Below are 16,181 nucleotides of genomic sequence, written 5' to 3'. Positions count from 1 at the left end.
GGTGAGCGATGAACGTCGAGATACACCGCACCATCGAGAGCGTCCCCCGAGAACGGTGGGACCGTGTCGTCGAACAGTCACCCCACGGGAGCGTCTTCCACCGGTATCGGTGGCTTGCTGCCGTCGAACGTGGGTGTGCGGAGTCGGGACGGTACGTCGTCGCCGAGGACGACGACAACGACCCGGTCGGCGTCTTCGCCTCGACCGTCGACTCGCTGCCGATGACGCCGTTCGAGCGTCTCTGTTCGCCCGACCCGGGGTTCGGTGGCCCGGTCGTCGCCTCCGACGAGGACGAGACGCTCGACGCGTTACTCGACGGTGCCGAACACGTCTGCGGGGACGACATCGTCGCGCACGTGTTTCGGACGGTCGACGAGAGCGCCGTCCGGTATCAGCGCCGACTTCAGGAACGTGGGTACAGTCAGACGGTCGCTAGCTGTCGGTTCGTCGTCGACTTGGCCGACGGCTGGGAGTCGGTGTACGACCGGATGAGCAGTTCGCGTCGTCGCGCGATACGCTCGGGGCACAAAGCCGACGTTCACGTCGAAGACGCCGTGCCGGACCGAGACGACCTGCGGGCGTTTCACGGCGGCTACAGTCGCGTCATGGACCGCGTCGACGGCGACGCGTACCCGCAGTCGTTCTTCGAGGAGTTGGCGGCGATGGACGGCCGAGTGCGTCAGTTCTCGCTGGAGGCCGACGGCGAACCTGCAGGGAGCATCCTCGTTCTCGTTGACGACGAGCAGTCGACGGTCCACTACTTCTTCTCGGCGGTCGAACGCGACCACTTCGAGTACAACGCCTCGGAACTGTTGCACGAGGGCGCCATCAAGTGGGGCATCGAGAACGGCTATCGGTACTACGACTTCGGCGAGACGAGTCCGGACTTCCGCGACGGACTGTTTCGGTTCAAAGAGCGCTTCGGTGGGCGTGTCGTGCCGACGCTCTCGTGGGAGCGCGGTTGTGCGCCGGTTCGCTGGAACGCCTTTCGACTCGGTCGGCGACTGTATCAGACGGCGAACCGACTTCGAGAGGAACACGAGTAGTCGGGGCGGGCGGCGTCCCCGATGTCGTTGAGAGCGACGTCGCCGAACCGGACGCCGCCGAACCGGACGACGACGACACCGACGTTCGCGTCGGTGGCGACGCGACGGAGCTTTCGACCTCCGTCTCGTTCGTCGTCACCAGATACGACTGGAAGCCGCCGTTGTCGTAGACGCGAGCGACCGTCGACCGACGCTCCAACCCGTCGAAATCCGCCGGGGTGTACCGCCAGAACGAGCGGTAGGTGGGATAGAACGTCGGGTTCACCTGTCGGCCGAGGTCGGTGATGAGCAGGTACTGGTACGCTGGTGGGCCGTCGGGTGGCGGCGCGCCGTAGGCGAAGCCTATCGGCGGGTTCGTCCCCTCAGAACGGATGTTCTCGGCGTCGACCCCGTATTCGAGCATCTCTTGGAACCGTGACTGGCTGGTCCCGTACTCGTCGATGAGCAGTGACTCGTTGCGGTTGTCGAGCACCCACTCCATCCCCTCGATTTCGCTCTGGGTTATCTGTCCGTTCGCGCCGTTGGACAGCGGCGAGGCGTACAGCGAGAACACCGAGAGAAACACGAGCGCTGCGAGTCCGACGGAGAACGCCCCCAGAAGTGTCGACCGCTGCCAGCGGCGGTTCGAACGCGCCCACAGCGCCGACGCGCCGAAGCCGACGAGTATCGCCGCGGTGAACCGAGCGTACCGGGAGATGCGGGTGAATCCGACCGTGATGTCGACGAAGAACGCGAGCGCCGACAGGCCGGTAAACACGACGAACACCGCGAGGAAGAACAGCGACACCTCGCTCAGTTCGGTGTCGCCGCGGAGCAGTCGAACGAGCAGATAGCACGCGAACACGACGGCGAAACTCGCCAGAAGTCCGAACAGACCGTAGGTGTAGAGGCCGGTCTGGAGCAGGTCGACGAGACGGGGCGTCGTCCGAGCGGCCGTCCCGCTCAGACTACCGAACTCCGAGGACTGGACGGCGTTCGCACCCAGCAGACGGGCCACGACGGTGTACGTGCTCCCCTCGATTGACTCGAACGTGTAGTGCCACGCGAAAAACAGTACACTGGCGATGGCTCCGACTGCCAACACCGGGACCGGACGGGTGGTCCGCCGTGCGGTGACGCGTCCGTACAGTTCGGGCGCTTTGGCGAGTGCGAACAGACCGATGAGAAACAGCGTCGTCAGCGGATGGAAGAAGACGATAGCGACCACCGAGAGGACGAGCAGCGACGCGTACTGCGTCCGTCGCTCCCACGTGTTCGTCCGAAACAGCAGTCCCAGCACGAACGGGACGAACGAGAACGCGAAGATACTGGGCGAGTACATCACGTTCTCGTAGCCGAACAGCGGAAGAAACGCGACGGGGAGGACGAACAGCACGTCTCGCTTCCGGTCGGTGACTGTGTCCAAGAGGAAGTAGAGGCCACCGAGGTAGAACAGCGAGACGAACGGCGGCAGCAAGTTGACGAGTTCCGCGGGGTCGAGGCCCGTGACGTTCGAGAAGACGCCCGTGAGCGCGTTCAGTCCGGGGTAGTAGTTCTCCGGGTCGAGTCGGCCCGTCTGTCCGAGCGAGTCGACCATCCCGACGAACGTCAGCATATCACCCTTACCGACGGCGAACAAGCCGTACCGGAGATACGGCAACGACAGTAGGAGGCCGTTCGCGCCGAGCAGAAGCGCCACCCCGTAGCGCCAGCCGGAGCCGGTCGTTGCGTCGGCGTCCGCGTTCGCTCTTGCGTCTGTGGCGGGCGAGATAGCCCGCAACACGAGCAGTTGGCCGACGACGAGCGCACCGCAGATGGCGAGCCAGAACCAGACGGGATACGCGCCGTAGATGTTGATTTCGTACGTCGTCGCCGGCGGACCCACGGCGACGTAGACGGCGCAGAGCGCGAGCAGCGCAACACCGACGAGGGCGAGAAGTTTCGTCCGAAGCCGTCTCCGGTCGTCCATGTACTGAACGTTCGTGCAACGCCGTGTGGCTTGTATGTTGTGTAGCGTTCATACGAACGACAGGTCTCAGCCGCCGGTTTCGAGACGGGTAACGACGGATTGTCGGTCAGTCGAACAGGACGGCGAGGCGGCCGCGAAAGCCACGGGTGACCGACGTGAGAATCCCGAGGCCGGGGCGGCCGTCCGCGAGCCACAGCGCGAAGACGCCGAGGCCGACGACGAGAGTGAAAACGAGTTCCGGCCCGAACGTCAGTGTCGTGAGGTCGGTCAACACTTCGTCTACGTCGTCGGGTTCGGTGATGGGGTACAGCGGCCAGAGCAGAAAGCTCACCTCGTAGAACTGCCCCGCGAGGAGCGCTCGGTACGAGTCCCCGAGAAGATGCGAGAGATAGCCGATGGCGAACGCGGGGCCGACTTCGGGATAGCCGCGCCGACTGGCGACGACGGCGACGAGGGCGATGACCGCGGCGGCGACGAACAGCGAGTGCGCGAGCGAGCGACCGCTCGGGAGCAACTGGAGACCCCACGCTAAGGGTTTGTCGACGAGGTCCGGAAACTGCGTGGCGAACACGAGGACGAGCGTCGGCACGTCCGCCGGACTGCGTCGATAGACGGCGTGGACGTACAGGGTGTAGAGGACGTACCCGAAACCGAGGTGACCCCAGGGCATCATTGCTGTGTACCGGAGCGGCAGCGTACTGACTGCATCGGTCCGCCGCAGCGTCGCGGGAAACTAGGGGCCGTCACCGCAGACAGGCAGGTCACTCGACGGATATCTGTTCGATGTCGTCGCTTTCCTCGCTCTCGACGTCGATTTCGCCGCGGAGCAACTTCGTCGCCCGCTCGCGGTCTTCGGGGTAGCCGACGTCGACGCGCCAGCCTTTCAGTCGCAGCACGTCGATAGTGCGTCCGCTCTGGATGAGGAGGTTGATAGCGTCGCTTATCTCGTACTCGCCGCGCGCCGAGGGTTGGACGAGGTGGCAGGCGTGGAAGATGGCTGGCGTGAACGTGTAGAAGCCGGTCATCACGAGGTTCGACTCCGGTTCGTCGGGTTTCTCGACGACGTCGGTTATCTCGCCGTAGGGGTTCGTCCGACAGACGCCGTAGCGACTCGCCTCTTCCCACGGTACTTCTTCGACGAGGAAGGCAGCGTCGGCGCGTTCTTCCTGCTGTCGCTTGACGACGTCCGAGAGGTTCGCCTGAAAGATGTTGTCGCCAAGCATCAAGATGAAGTCGTCGTCGATGTGCTCCTCGACGGTGATGAGTGCGTGTGCCAGTCCCTTCTGCTCGCGCTGATGGGAGTAGGTGATGGGGATGCCCTCGAAGCTATCCCCGAAGTGGCTGATAATCGCCTCTTTCTTGTAGCCGACGACGACGATGAACTCCTCGGCACCGAGTTCGGCGAGTTGCTCGAAACAGTGAGCGAGAATCGGCTTGCCGTCGACTTCGACCATCCCTTTCGGCTTGTCGTCTGTGAGGGGTCGGAGTCTGGTCCCCTTCCCCGCTGCCAGCACTACTGCTTTCATGGCGAGATGTATGCGACGCCGAACCGTATTACTATACGGTCACTACGGTTCACAGACAGTCTGTCGAATCGACACAACGTGCGACGTATCCTCTCCGCGAGACGACAGTTCGTCGAACGAACGTCTGCTTTTATATACGCGTCCGCGGCAGTGTTCGACCATGCAGGTCACCGTCATCGGCAGCGGCTACGTGGGGACGACGCTGGCGGCGTGTCTCGCTGACCTCGGACACGACGTGACGAACGTCGACATCGACGAGGAGATCGTCGCAGCCATAGAGAGCGGCGTCGCCCCGATTCACGAAGCGGGACTGGACGAACTCGTCGCCGAGCACGGCGGCGAGAGACTCCGGGCAACGACGGATTACGACGTGGCGACGCGTGCCAACGTCGTCTTTATCGCGCTGCCGACGCCGACGGACGCCGAGGGACGAATCGACACGTCGATAATCACCGCCGGGGCCGAGCAACTCGGCGCGGCGTTAGCGGAGAGCGAGGAACGACCCCTCGTCGTCGTCAAGAGCACGGTCGTTCCGGGAACGACGGAGAACGAACTGATACCGGCGCTCGAACGCGGGTCGGGGTCGACCGTCGGTGAGGCGTTCGACGTGGCGGTGAACCCGGAGTTCCTCCGCGAAGGAACGGCGGTTTCGGACTTCCTCCATCCTGACAAGGTGGTCTTCGGCGCGCAACACGCGCGCGCGTACGAGACCCTCAACGAGTTGTACGCCCCGCTGTTCGAGCGGACCGACACCGCGGTGGTCCGAACCGGCATCCGGGAGGCGGAGATGATAAAGTACGCCAACAACGCCTTCCTCGCCTCGAAAATCAGCCTCATCAACGAACTCGGAAACATCTGCAAGGAGTTCGGCGTCGACGCCTACGAAGTCGCGGACGCCATCGGCCTCGACGACCGAATCGGTCCCCAGTTCCTCCGCAGCGGTGTCGGCTGGGGCGGGTCGTGTTTCCCGAAAGACGTCGCGGCGCTCATCGCCGCCGCCCGCGACGCAGGTTACGACCCCGAACTACTCGACGCCGTCGTCGGCGTCAACGACCGCCAACCCGAGCGACTGCTGTCGATTCTGGACGACCACGTCGACGTCAACGGCGAACGCGTGGCGGTGCTCGGTCTGGCGTTCAAATCCGGCACCGACGATATTCGGAGTTCGCGTGCGATTCCGACCATCGAGGGACTACTCGAACGCGGCGCGACCGTCGTCGGCTACGACCCGGTCGCCACCGAGAACATGCGCGCAGAGTTCCCGGATATCGAGTACGCCAGTAGCGCGGCGGACGCGCTGTCGGGCGCGACGGCCGCCGTCGTCGTCACCGACTGGGACGAGTTCGCGGCGTTAGACGAGGAGTTCGACGCGATGGCCCGTCCGGTCGTCGTCGACGGCCGCCGCATCGTCGAACCGAGAGCGGGTATCGAGTACGAAGGGCTCACCTGGTAGGAGAGTTCAGAAAACGGGGAAAATCCGACGAAACGGGTTACGAAAAACGGGGTCCGGAAGGTGCACGCGAATCGAAGGGCGGCGGAGAGCGCCGAAGGTAGGACGCGTCGTTACGCGCCGAAGCCGTCCGCGCCGTAGCGACCTTCGCCGTAGAACGTCTCGATGTCGTCACCTTCGACGACGACGTAGCCGACCGTCTCGGGCTTGTGCCACTGTTCGTCGTCGGCGCTTCGCTCTTCTTCGACGCGGACTTCGACGCTCGTGCGCGTGAGGTTCCGGTAGCGAAGACTGCACGGGTTGTTGCCGTTGAACGTCTCCACGTCGGCGACGAATACGGGGTTGTCGTACGACTCGTCGAACTCGAGGGTCTGCCACTCGTGGCCGACGCTGGCTTCGCGGCCGGCCTCGAACGGCGCGCCACCGAGGCTCCCCGTGCCGGGTTCGACGGCGACGTAGCCGACGGTTTCGTCGTGGTGCCAGTTGTCGTTGGCCTCCTCTTCCTGCAGTCGCGTTGCAAACCGGCGCTTCGAGATGCTGCGGTTCCGCGAAACGACCGCCTGCCAGCCGTCGGTCGACTGCGGTTGGGTGAGCACGACCGGCTGTTTGTCGAACGCCTCGTCGAAGGAGACGCCGGTCCATCCCGTCGTCGCCTTCACGGTCCCCGACTCCAGTTGGAGACCTTCGACGGCGGACGTACCGGCTTCGACGACGAGGCTGCCGACGACCTCTTCGACGTGCGGGCCGTCGAGGTAGTTCCACTCCTGTACGCGGTACTCGAACGACCGGCCATCGACTTCCTGAACGCGTGAAGTCGCCGGCTGGTAGCCGCTGGTGGAGACCGGGAGGGCGACGACGACGGGGTTGGTGTACGAGGAGTCGAACGCCTGCGTTCTCCAGTGTTGGGTCGCCGCGAGACGGTGGGCTTCGACGTCGGAGGTGGAGGCGGCGCTGCCACGCTGGGCGGCGGCGCCGGTGCCGGCGACGCCGAGGACGAGCGATGCTTTGAGGACACCACGGCGGGTGTAGCGGGACTCTGACTGGGCGGCTTCGGTTGAGGTGCTGGACTTTCGCATTTTGCTTTCCCTCTGTTTAGTAGTACAGTCAGAGGACCGGTTATATAACTTTCTAATTAATTAAGTGTGAGTGGACTTACGCTAGTCTCAGAACTATCGAAACGCGGTAATGGCCGCTAAAACGCCATCTGTAGCCGCTTTTCCATCGGCGGCAGTATGATACAAAATCTGGTAGTTCTCGACGAAACAGTGTGTGTGGCGAAGGACATATCAGAAATAGCACCGAATCTCGGCCCACTCAGTACCTCGAGCAGTAAATTCAACTTGAGATAACTCTCCAGCGCGGAAGAACGTAGTGCCCATCTACTGACAGTAGGCACCGATAACGGTCGGTAACGGCGCCGAACTGGAGGTTGCCTCGACTTCGAAACAGTCCGGTAGCACCCGGCTAGTGTTCGTGTCACAGGACCTAGTCGAACGAACGATGATATTTCCTCATCTCTCAGACGAATCGTCAGTCTCGTAGAACGTCGCTACGTCGATATCCACGTTTTCTGTGTCAGACGATTCGGCGAAATCGAAAGACATTGAGAGAGCGACACCTACTCTCGGATAGCCGGAATATACTAAACCCGGATAGTTCCGTGTGTCCTGCCGGTACGAAAGTGCATGACACGAGAAAATCAGACACGAAGACGGTTTCTCGCGGGGAGCGCGGCGACACTCAGTTCGCTGTCACTACTGGCCGGCGGTGCGAGCGCGCAGGCGTCGACGCAGACTTTCGCCGTCGTCAACGCGACCGGTGACGGTCCGGCGAAGTACCGGTTCAGCGTCGACGGCGACGTAGAGAAGACGACCGATTCCGGCGGCGCACCGAGAGCGTTCGCCTCGCTCAACGGCGACGACACGGTTGATGGAGCAACCGCGGAGGGACGCGTCTACGGTGGCGCGGACGCGTACCAGTTCACCGGGTCGGTGACGAACCTCGTCGTCGAAGGCGGTGCTGCCGTCTACGTCGACGGCGACGAAGTGGACCCCAGCGACTACCCCACATCGGGCGTGCTCACGATTACCGGCAACGGCGAGTACACGTTCGCCGTCGACGGCACCGTCGAGAAGACGACGCTCACCGGTGGCGCGGACGTCCCGCCCGCCTCGCTCAACGCCGCCGACAGCGTCGACGGCGGGTCGGTCAGCGGGTCGGTGTTCGGTGGCACCGACGCCTACGTCGTAGACGGGGCAGTCACCGAGTTCGACCTCGGAAGCGGTCTGACCGGCTACCTCGATGGGAGCGCGTACGCGGGCCCTTCGGACGGGCGCGGTGACACCGGCGGAACCGACGAGGACAACGGGGGCGACAGTGACTCCGGCGAAAGTGACGACACGCAGGAAGCACCCGAACTCGCGTTCCCCGACTGTACGAGCGTGCAGATTACGGGCGCGTTCGAGTCGGCGTCGTTGGAACTGCTCGTCGAGGACGACGACCCGGCGACGACGCCGATGGAGCAGGTGTACGAGTACGACAACGCCGACGGCGCGACGACGGCCACCATCTCGGTCCCGGACGGCGAGTTCGGACCGTACCAAGTCGTCGAGGCGGCGTCGGTCACCTACGGCGACGGCCAGACGACCCGCGCGACGAACCCCGACGCGGGTGCGTGCCGCGACGAGACGTTCCCGTCGCCGGCACCGACCGTGGAGTTCGTCGACTGTACGACCGTGGACGTCTCCGGTGCGTTCGAGTCCGCGTCGATGGACGTGCTCGTCGAGGACGACAGCCCCGAGACGACGCCGATGGAACAGGTGTACACCGTCGAAAGCGGCGGGTCCGCGGAGACGACCATCTCGGTCCCAGACGGCGAGTTCGGTCCCTACCAGGTCGTCGAAGCCGTCTCTCTCACGTACGGCGACGGAGAGACGCTCGACGCCGTCAACCCGGACGCCGACGCCTGCCGCGAGGAGACGTTCCCGGCCCTTCGGAACGTGGAGTTCGTCGACTGTACGACCGTGCAGGTCACGGGCGCGTTCGAGGAAGTCGTCGTCGAGGTGCTCGTCCAAGACGACGTGCCGCCGACGACGCCGATGGAAGAGGTGTACACCGTCGCGGGCGACGGTTCCGAGGAGACGACGGTCACCGTTCCGGCCGACGAGTTCGGTCCCTATCAGGTCGCCGAGCGAGCGACAGTGGTCTACCCCGACGGCGAGCAACTCGACGTAACGAACACGAATGCGGACAGTTGTCGAAGCGAGACGTTCCCGAACTAGTGAAAATCTTCGGGCTGGAGGCGTAACCGCCGATTGCCCGCCAGAAGGTGTGGATTGCTACCATCTCTCGGCGACGTCGGCAGGTCGAATTTCGGCGTCAACGTCGCTCTTACCTGCGATTCCGACTACGTAATATCGAATTGACAATCGAACGCGCGAGGTAACGTTCACTATCTCCTGATAGTCAGATAAATACACAAGTACACACGCGTGAAAAAAGCTTAAGATGCAACTCAATGTGGCCTTAGCCGGAAGCGGAGAAATCAATGAAGGAAACACATACAAGCCGCCGTACGTTCCTCGCTGGCAGTCTCACAGCCCTCGGCGCAACCACGGCAACGATGACCGTTCAAGCACAGCAGTCTGAGTGGAGCTACGTCGTCGTCTCCGGGACGCCGGGCACCGGGCCGGTTCGCTACGAACTGGAGGCGACCGACACGCTCGAAAAGACGGCCGAGACGGGCGGTGCACCCGTCTCCGGAGCCTCGATAAACGCCAACGACGTGCTCGACGGAAGTTTCGCCGACGGCGTCGTCGTCGGCGGTGTCGACGCGTACCGGTTCAGAGGCGACCTGACGCTGCTGTCCGTGGACGGCGATGCGACGGTGTACGTCGACGGCACGCAGATAGACCCCGACAGCGTCGGCAGTTCGTACGATTACCTCGCCGTCGTCGGCGACGGGTCGAAAACCGACTACAGTTTCGAGGTCGACGGCGACGTCGCCAAAACGAAGATGACCGGCGGCGCACCGAGCGCGTTCGCCTCCCAGCAGACCGCAGACAGCGTCGACGCCGGGTCGGTCAGCGGCACGGTGTTCGGCGGTGCCGACGCCTTCCGTATCGCCGGCGACGTCACGGAGTTCGACCTCTCGGGCGGGACGGCGTATCTCAACGGTCAGGAGTACACCGGGCCCGGGTCGAGCGGCGACGGTAACGGCAGCGACGACGGCGACGACGGCCGCGGACAGACGGGCAACGGGTCGGAACCGGGCATGGAGTTCCTCGACTGCACGACGGTCGAAGTGACGGGCAGTTTCGACCAAGTGTCGCTGTCGGTACTCGCCTCCGACGGCGACTGCGGACCGGGTCCGCGCTTCTCCGAACAGGAGTACGTCTTCGGGCTGAACGCCGACGAAATCATCGAGGGAACGACGACCATCAGTCTCCCCAGCGGCTACTTCGGGACGTACCAAGTCGTCGAATCCGCCACGGCCGAAGGCGCGAGTTCGATGTCGGTGTCGAACTCCGACGCCGACGCCTGCCGCGCCGAGATGGAATCGCAGTTCGAGAACTGTTAGTCGGCCGAACCGCTCGCAGCCGTTTCCAGGTCCGTCCGGGCACGCCGCAGTATTCCCTCCCAGACACCGAACAGCGTGCTGTCGAGTCCGTATGTACGATTAATTTTTCTGACCCACTCGTCGTCCGCGAACAGGAGCGACTGGAACCGATGAACGTCCGGCGAGAGCGACTCGCGCCGACCGGTGTAGTAGGCGACAGTCTCCTCGCGCGTCCGCGCGAGCAACTCCGGCGGCAGGTCGACACCCGACTCGCGGGCGACGTGGACGAACCACTCCAAATGGAGAATCGCGTCCGTGAGCACGAACCGGTCGGAGAACCCCGAGACGTGCGAGAGCGCGGGTCGGCCTTCGACCAACACTTCCTTCGGCGTGCTGTACTGCGGGACGGAGACGTGCGGAAGGTCACTCGCGTACATCCGCGCGACGCGAGTCAGTCGGTACTCCGCCAGCGCGTTCGGCCCCGCCAACGCGAGTTCGTACCACAACGGCAGCCACTCACAGAACGGCTCACAGAACGCCGCGTCGGCCAGAAGCGTCGCCGCGATAGACCGAGCGACTCTCGGTTCGACGTCGGTGTGTCCCGCGCGCATGGCCTCGACGCCTGCGACGGCGTCCTCTCGGAACGGGCCACAGTCGAACTCCATGCCGTCGGCGATGTGGGCGACGTAGTCGGCCCCGATTCGGTACCAGTCGGCGAAGTCTTCGGCAGTTCGCAGCGCCGCGAGGCGAAAGACGGTCACACCTGACGTAGGGGCCGACCGCACATGAACGGATACACTCGGCGAGAATCCTGACGCGGTGACAGTCCGCCTCACTGGGCGCTGCGCGAAGCTATAGCCGACGCCGTCGCACGAACCCCGATGACGGATGCACGAACGAACGCGCTCCGAGAAACCGTCGACGACGGCGGCGTCGCCCTCGGCGTGCTCGACGGCTTGTACAGCCCCGACGTAGTCGAACTCTGCGGTGACCTCGGTGTCGACTTCGTCTGGCACGACCTCGAACACGCCGGCCCGAGTCCGTGGGACGCGGCGACGCTGTCGAACCTGCTTCGCGCCGCGGACGCGACGGGTACCGAACTCCTCGTCCGAATCCCCGTCTCGGAACCGGCGTTGATGCGGAAGGTGTTGGACGCGGGCGTCCGAAACGTCTTCCTCTCGCGGGTCCGCTCGGCGGCCGAACTCCGCGAAGCGGTTCGTGCGGCCCGCTTCGAGTACGAGGACGAACCCGGCCAGCGCGGTCTGGCCGCGCCGCGGGCGAGTCGCTGGGGCCTCGCCGACGACTACCCGGCGACAGAAGACGAGGAGATTTTCGTCGGCGTCACCGTCGAGAACCAGCGAGCGGTCGACGAGATAGACGACATCCTCTCGGTGCCCGAACTGGGGTTCGTCTTCGTCGGCCCGTACGACCTCTCGGTGGATACTGGACATCCGGGCGAGGTCGACCACGAGGAAGTACAGTCGCGGGTGGAGACGATTCGGGATGCGACGCTCGACAGCGACGTGGCACTCGGCGGACTCGGCTTCGGGATGGACGACGTGAACGAGAAAGTCGACCAAGGGTACCAGATTCTCAACGTCGGCAGCACGATGGCGGGCGTCGCCGAGATGGTGTCGTCACGACTCGACGCCTTCGAGGGCGAGCGATAGCAGCCACGCCGTCACGTCGTCACGCCGTCACGCCGTCACGCCGTCACGCCGTCACGCCGTCACGCCGTCACGCCGTCACGCCGTCGCACCGGCTCACACCGTTACAAAAAGACGGCGAGTGCGACCAGTGCGACGGCTCCGAAGACGAGGAGGCCGAGACCGTAGAAGAACAGTCGCATCGACCCACCGAAACCCGCTTTTCCGGGGTCCATCACCGTGCCCGCAAAGCCGGCCGAGTCGGCGTTCGACGCGACGACGGCGTAGTTCGTCCCCGAGTTGCGGCCGAGTGCGAAAAGCACGAGCGCACCGCCGGTGGCGGCGAGAAGAAGCGCCGCAATCTGACTCCGCGTCACGAGTGCGACGACGGCGACGCTCGAACCGCCGTAGAGGAGGGTGTACCGAACCGTTCCGCCGAGGAGGAGGGACCAGTTCATGCCGCGCAGTTCTCAGCGTGCCAACAAGTAGCTATGTGTCGTCGGCCAACTGCCCGGTCAGCCCCCACTGCTCGGCGCGCGCTTCGGCCTCGGCGCGCGCTTGCTGGCGTATCGCGTCGAGTTTCGCGTCGTCTTCGAGAAACGCCGCCACCGCGTCGGTGTCGTCGTCGCCTCGCTGGAGCCACTCGTCGGGGGCGGCGTCGCGCGTTCGCGCCGCGAGGTCCGGCGCGTCAGCCAGCGTCTCGGCGGGCGACCCCGGCGGCACCCACAGTTCGTCGGTGTCGTGGGCTTCCGAGAGCGCCGTCGACGGCGACTCGAACACGTCGACGCGGAACGGGCCGGGAACCGCGAGGTCCGCGAGCGCGTCGGTGCCGCCGCTGTCGGTTTCGACGCTGTAGGCGACGACGGGAACGCCGGCCTCGAAGGTGAGTACGCCGCGAGTCTCGCCGCCGAGGAGAAGCGCGTCCTGCGGTTCGAGAACCAGATAGCCCGTGAGTTCGCGCGCCAGCGCCGCCGCGAGCGCTTCGCCGACGTCGGTGACGACGCGCGAGCGAACGAGGTCGCCGCGCGGGATGGAGAATCGGTCGTCCGAGTAGTCCTCCGGCGTGTTCATGGCGTGTCGGGGACGACGGCGCTGCGGAAGCGGTCGGCCACGTCGCCTTCGTCGCCCGCGCGAACGTCGATGCGGGCGGCGGCCTCCCGATAGGCGGCGGCCGGAACCGACTCCGGTGCGTGTGCCAACAGCGGTTCGCCGGCGCGTCTGGCCGCGCGCACGACATCGCTGTCGGGCACTGTTGCGAGCGTCTCGCCGCCGAAATACTCGCTCGCGCGGTCGACGATGCGGTCGATACCGGCGTCGTCGTGGACTCGATTGAACAGCACGCCCGCCGTCTCGGTGCCGTACGACCGCGCGTACTCTTGGACTTTCAGGCCGTCCGACAGCGCCGGCACCGTCGGTTGGAGGACGACGACGACCCGGTCGGCGAGGACGACCGGAAGCACGGCACTTTTCGACCCGAGTGCAGCGGGCGAGTCGAGGAGTAGCACGTCGGTGTCGCCCGCGAGGTCGGCGACGACATCTCGGAGACGGGCAGGGTCGGCCGCCTCGAACGCCGCGAGACTCGTTCCGCACGGGACGACGGACATCCCGAAGCGGTCGTACGTCGCCTCGGAGACGTGCGTACCGGTCTCCTCGACGAGGAGGTCGTGTAGCGTCACCTCCACGTCGTCGAGACCCGCGTGAAACAGTAGGTTCGCCATCCCGGTGTCGGCGTCGACGACGGTGACGTCGTGGTCGGCGGCCAGCGCCATACCGAGTGCGAGCGTACTCGTCGTCTTCCCCGTGCCGCCTTTCCCGCTTGCGACGGCGAACGCTTCGACCATGGCTTTCGTTACTCCCATTCCGTGATTTAAACTCTCCGCCTTCCGACGGGCGAAAATGCGGCCGAAACCGCCTGAGAGAAGACCGTCCGTCTTCGTCTTTCGGCATTCGCCTCCCGAATCACCTCTCCCACATCTCGCCCGAACGTCTTTTTCACAGTCGCCCGAACACACTCCCATGCCCACCGAGAGCGAATCCGACCGGGGTCGACGTATCGGCGTCGCGGCCGCAGGAACGACAGTGACACTGGTCGGTCTGACCCTGTTCTGGTTGTGGCGCGAACACGCGCCGCTGTGGCGTCACGTCCAGAGCGACGAGTCGAACTGAACTTCGGTGTGAACCCCGGCCGACCGAACCGATATCGTTCGGGCGGCCGTACTCTCCAGTTGTGACCTCGAAAACAGACGGTTCGTCGGCGACTGAGGAACGAGACGAGGAAACGACGCCTAGCGCATCGGCGCTCACACTGACCGTGTTCGCAGTTCTCGTCGTGGTCGTGGGCACCGTGCTCTGGCGTCGGAGTCGTCGGCCACAACTCTCCGCGCCGTTCTAGTTTTGTTGATGGATTTCCGGATACTCTTCGCCGTCTAAGTAATCCTTTCCTGAGATGCGGCCGCACGTATACTAGATGAAAGACGACACGGAATCGGACGCTGTCGTCCGCGTCTGCGTAGGCAGCACGACGGACCGGGCGAAAGCGACGGCGGACGCCGCACGGGCGGCCGCCAGCGACGCGCACGTCGTCGAAGTCGGCCCGACCGGGGTCGGCGGTGACGCACCGCTCGTGCTCGTAACGGAAGGAGGTGAGACGACGTTCTACCGCGACTGTAGACCGGAGCGAACGACGCGAGTCGTCGAAGCGCTCGAATCCGGCGACGCCGAACCGGGCGACGGGACGGTCGAACACGACGCCGACACGAGGACGCTTCCGGTCCCCGAAAGCGGGCCGCTTTCGGTCGGCAACCGACGCGTTCTCGCGCGCTGTGGCTGGGTCGGACCGGGGGACGCCGACGCGTACGACGACTGGGCCAGCGAGGTGGTCGGCGACGACGCCGACGCCGCGATGGAACTGGTCCGAACGGTCGGTCTACTGGGCCGCGGCCGCGGCGATTCGACGCCCGACGACCCCATCGCCGTCGAGTGGGACGTCGCCCGGGAGACGCCCGGTGACCCGGTGCTCGTCGTCAACGGAAACGAGAGCGACCGGCGAAACGAGACGGACAGAACGCTCGTCGAGAGCGACCCGATTGCGGTTCTCGACGGTGCACTCGCCGTCGCCGAACTCGTCGGCGTCGACACGTCTGATATCGTCGTCTATCTCAACGACGCCGACACGCTGGCGCACGACCGGATGCGCGCGGCCGTCTCCTCGGTGGTCGACGCCCGAGACCTCGACACCGCGCCGCAGGTCGTCACCGGGCCGGACACGTACATCGCGGGCGAACCGACGATGGCACTGGAGTCGCTGGAGGGCAACGACCGATTGGAGGCGCGCCTCCGACCGCCGACGCCCGCGCGACACGGTCTGTACGGCCGACCGACGCTGATTCACACGCCGCGGACGCTCGCGCAGGTTCGCGAGTTGTGGCTCACCCCCGAGCAGTTCGACGCCGACGACGCCGACCCCGGGACCCGACTGCTGACGGTGACCGGCGACGTCGACGCGCCCGCGACGGTCGAACTGTCGACTGGCGGGTCGCTCTCTTCTGTCCGCGACGTCGTCGAGTTCGCAGGGCCGTTGAAGATGGCCTGCGTCGGCGGGCAGTTCGGCGGGTTCACCCGCACGCTCGACCACACCCCGAGCGCCGCCGCGTTCGCGGGTGCGGACCTCGGCACCGAGGGCGTCGTCGAACTGTTCGACGACACCAACTGTGCGGTGGCGACGGCGGGCAGTCGTTCGCGGTTCGCGCGCGACGAGAACTGCGGCCGCTGCGTCCCCTGCCGCGAGGGTTCGAAACAACTGCTGAGCAAACTGCGAAACGTCTACGACGGCGAGTTCGACGACGACGGCCTCAGAGAGCTGACGCGGGTGATGTCGTCTTCGAGCACCTGCGCGTTCGGGTCGTCGGCCGCGCGCGTCGTCACGACGGCGATGGACGAGTTCGAGACCGAGTTCCGCGCACACGCCGACGGCCGCTGTCCGAGCGGCGCGTGCGAGGAGGCCTGAT

Annotated in this window: 14 protein-coding genes; 7 read left to right on the top strand and 7 right to left on the bottom strand. The window is 65.2% G+C overall.

The window, feature by feature from the left end; translation table 11 throughout:
* Positions 1-8: 8 nt before the first annotated feature.
* The gene (locus AUR64_RS19940) at positions 9-1,046 is read left to right on the top strand and encodes a GNAT family N-acetyltransferase (protein ID WP_082230579.1); all 1,038 of its coding nucleotides are present in this window, start codon (positions 9-11) and stop codon (positions 1,044-1,046) included.
* A gap of 2,054 nt (positions 1,047-3,100) precedes the next feature.
* Here AUR64_RS19940 and AUR64_RS04855 read toward each other — a convergent pair.
* Both AUR64_RS04855 and aglF read right to left on the bottom strand, forming a co-directional pair.
* Positions 3,101-3,664 (bottom strand): metal-dependent hydrolase, encoded by a 564-nt coding sequence (locus AUR64_RS04855; protein ID WP_205628371.1) that lies wholly within the window; start codon positions 3,662-3,664, stop codon positions 3,101-3,103.
* Positions 3,665-3,755: 91 nt separating this feature from the next.
* Positions 3,756-4,520 carry a UTP--glucose-1-phosphate uridylyltransferase AglF gene (aglF, locus tag AUR64_RS04850; RefSeq protein WP_058580796.1) on the bottom strand — a complete coding sequence of 255 codons (765 nt, stop codon included), beginning with the start codon at positions 4,518-4,520 and terminating at the stop codon, positions 3,756-3,758.
* A 160-nt stretch (positions 4,521-4,680) separates the two neighbouring features.
* Between aglF and aglM the strand changes: the two genes are divergently transcribed.
* Entirely contained in the window at positions 4,681-5,973 is a 1,293-nt protein-coding gene (gene aglM, locus AUR64_RS04845) for a UDP-glucose 6-dehydrogenase AglM (RefSeq protein WP_058580795.1), read from the top strand.
* A gap of 110 nt (positions 5,974-6,083) precedes the next feature.
* On the opposite strand, the gene AUR64_RS04840 is transcribed toward aglM, so the two are convergent.
* A complete protein-coding gene (locus AUR64_RS04840) occupies positions 6,084-7,046 on the bottom strand; it encodes a hypothetical protein (protein ID WP_058580794.1) in 963 nt (320 codons plus the stop codon).
* Positions 7,047-7,655: 609 nt separating this feature from the next.
* Between AUR64_RS04840 and AUR64_RS04835 the strand changes: the two genes are divergently transcribed.
* Both AUR64_RS04835 and AUR64_RS04830 read left to right on the top strand, forming a co-directional pair.
* Entirely contained in the window at positions 7,656-9,251 is a 1,596-nt protein-coding gene (locus AUR64_RS04835) for a hypothetical protein (protein ID WP_058580793.1), read from the top strand.
* Between the two features lie 341 nt (positions 9,252-9,592).
* Positions 9,593-10,549, top strand: coding sequence for a hypothetical protein (locus AUR64_RS04830; RefSeq protein ID WP_058580792.1), 957 nt, complete (start codon positions 9,593-9,595; stop codon positions 10,547-10,549).
* Here the strand turns inward: AUR64_RS04830 and AUR64_RS04825 are convergent.
* Positions 10,546-11,289 (bottom strand): hypothetical protein, encoded by a 744-nt coding sequence (locus AUR64_RS04825; RefSeq protein WP_058580791.1) that lies wholly within the window; start codon positions 11,287-11,289, stop codon positions 10,546-10,548. The two genes, AUR64_RS04830 and AUR64_RS04825, sit on opposite strands and share 4 nt — an antisense overlap.
* Before the next feature lie 120 nt (positions 11,290-11,409).
* On the opposite strand from AUR64_RS04825, the gene AUR64_RS04820 reads away from it, so the two are divergent.
* Entirely contained in the window at positions 11,410-12,198 is a 789-nt protein-coding gene (locus tag AUR64_RS04820) for an HpcH/HpaI aldolase family protein (RefSeq protein WP_058580790.1), read from the top strand.
* Between the two features lie 101 nt (positions 12,199-12,299).
* Here AUR64_RS04820 and AUR64_RS04815 read toward each other — a convergent pair whose 3' ends face one another.
* Genes AUR64_RS04815 through AUR64_RS04805 form a run of 3 tightly spaced genes read right to left on the bottom strand, consistent with a single transcriptional unit; the run spans position 12,300 to position 14,015 of the window.
* The gene (locus AUR64_RS04815) at positions 12,300-12,632 is read right to left on the bottom strand and encodes a hypothetical protein (protein WP_058580789.1); all 333 of its coding nucleotides are present in this window, start codon (positions 12,630-12,632) and stop codon (positions 12,300-12,302) included.
* A gap of 31 nt (positions 12,633-12,663) precedes the next feature.
* Positions 12,664-13,245 (bottom strand): hypothetical protein, encoded by a 582-nt coding sequence (locus AUR64_RS04810; RefSeq protein WP_058580788.1) that lies wholly within the window; start codon positions 13,243-13,245, stop codon positions 12,664-12,666.
* On the bottom strand, positions 13,242-14,015 hold the full coding sequence (locus AUR64_RS04805) for a nucleotide-binding protein (RefSeq protein ID WP_058580787.1): 774 nt from the start codon (positions 14,013-14,015) through the stop codon (positions 13,242-13,244). Before AUR64_RS04805 ends, AUR64_RS04810 begins: the two co-directional genes overlap by 4 nt.
* Positions 14,016-14,190: 175 nt before the next feature.
* Between AUR64_RS04805 and AUR64_RS20415 the strand changes: the two genes are divergently transcribed.
* On the top strand, positions 14,191-14,340 hold the full coding sequence (locus AUR64_RS20415) for a hypothetical protein (protein WP_155120526.1): 150 nt from the start codon (positions 14,191-14,193) through the stop codon (positions 14,338-14,340).
* 301 nt (positions 14,341-14,641) lie between these two features.
* Positions 14,642-16,180, top strand: a complete 1,539-nt coding sequence (locus AUR64_RS04800) for an NADH-ubiquinone oxidoreductase-F iron-sulfur binding region domain-containing protein (protein ID WP_058580786.1) — start codon at positions 14,642-14,644, stop codon at positions 16,178-16,180.
* Position 16,181 lies beyond the last annotated feature (1 nt).

Source organism: Haloprofundus marisrubri, assembly GCF_001469955.1.
Lineage (GTDB): Archaea > Halobacteriota > Halobacteria > Halobacteriales > Haloferacaceae > Haloprofundus > Haloprofundus marisrubri.
The sequence above is the reverse complement of the archived record's forward strand: the minus strand, read 5'-3'. Positions and strand labels throughout refer to the sequence as shown.